Here is a 1,395-nt window from a genome sequence, read left to right on the forward strand (position 1 = left end):
TCCCAGCAAACCTGGGCAGCACGCAAAGCGCGCTGTCGTCGGCAATCACCCGCCTGTCGTCGGGCAAGCGCATCAACAGCGCCGCGGACGACGCAGCAGGACAAGCCATTGCGTCGCGCATGACGTCGCAGATCAACGGCCTGAACCAAGGTGTATCGAATGCGAACGACGGCGTTTCGATGACGCAAACGGCATCGAGCGGTCTGAGCCAGATCACGGACAACCTGCAACGTATTCGCCAATTGGCTGTGCAAGCTTCGAGCGGTTCGCTGTCGTCGACCGACCAGGCAGCGCTTCAGTCGGAAGTGACGCAGCGTATCAGTGAAATCAACCGCATTTCGTCGCAAACCACGTACAACGGCACGAACTTGCTGGACGGCTCGGCTGGCGTGAAGAGCTTCCAGGTTGGCGCGAACGTCGGCCAGTCGATCAACGTAGATCTGGGTGCATCGGCCAACGTGTCGGCACTGAAGCTTGGCGGCGGCGTTCCGCAGAAGGGCACGGCAGTTGGCAGTATCGACGGTCTGTCGCTGGCCGCTACTGGTGCTTATGTTGCTGGCACCACGGCTGCCCCCGCTGCTATCACCACAGTCAACGTCATTGCTGACGGCAAGGGTGGTTATTCTTATACTGACCAGAACAACAAAGCGCTGGGCGACGGCACCGGTAACGAAGTTATTCCGGCATCTGATGGCGGCAACGGTACGGCAAAGTACAGCTTCGTAGCGGCGAACGTCATTACGGCTGGTTCCACCGGCACGCCGAGCACGCTGGCCGCGTCTTACGTGACAGCGAGCGGTGCCGCCGCGACCACTCAGCAAACCAGCGAACTCGCTTCATTCGACGCCAATGCCGCACCGCCGCAAGTGTCGGCAATCGACATCAGCACGACGAACGGCGCATCGAGCGCTATTGAATCGATCGACAATGCGCTGAACACCGTCAACGCACTGCAATCGCAACTGGGCGCTGTCCAGAACCGTTTCAGCTCGGTAGCCACGACGCAGCAAGCACAATCGACGGACTTGTCGTCGGCTCAATCGCAAATCACCGACGCGAACTTCGCACAGGAAACCGCGAACCTGAGCAAGGCGCAAGTGCTGCAGCAAGCAGGTATCTCGGTGCTGGCACAGGCCAACTCGCTGCCGCAACAAGTACTGAAGCTCCTCGGCTAAGCAGTTTGGCCGATGCAGTAATCGGCGCGCACCGCTTACAATGCGCGCCGGGTGAAACACCCGCATCACAGCGGTAGTGGCAGCAAAAAGAAGCAAAAAAACCGCTGGGAGGCTTGCCTCCCAGTTCGCGTTTCCGGAATTTATCGAGCGTTTTCCGGCCCACGCACGAACGGAGCAATGCATGAGCACGATATCTACATCGTCAACCGGTTCAACCGTT

Annotated in this window: 1 protein-coding gene; it reads left to right on the forward strand. The window is 59.4% G+C overall.

Going from position 1 to position 1,395, the window contains the following annotated elements:
* Window positions 1–11 precede the first annotated feature (11 nt).
* A complete protein-coding gene (locus ACRXB1_RS36025) occupies window positions 12–1,175 on the forward strand; it encodes a flagellin (protein WP_449494774.1) in 1,164 nt (387 codons plus the stop codon).
* The last annotated feature ends 220 nt before the right edge of the window (window positions 1,176–1,395 follow it).

It is taken from the genome of Caballeronia sp. M23-90, from assembly GCF_053574605.1.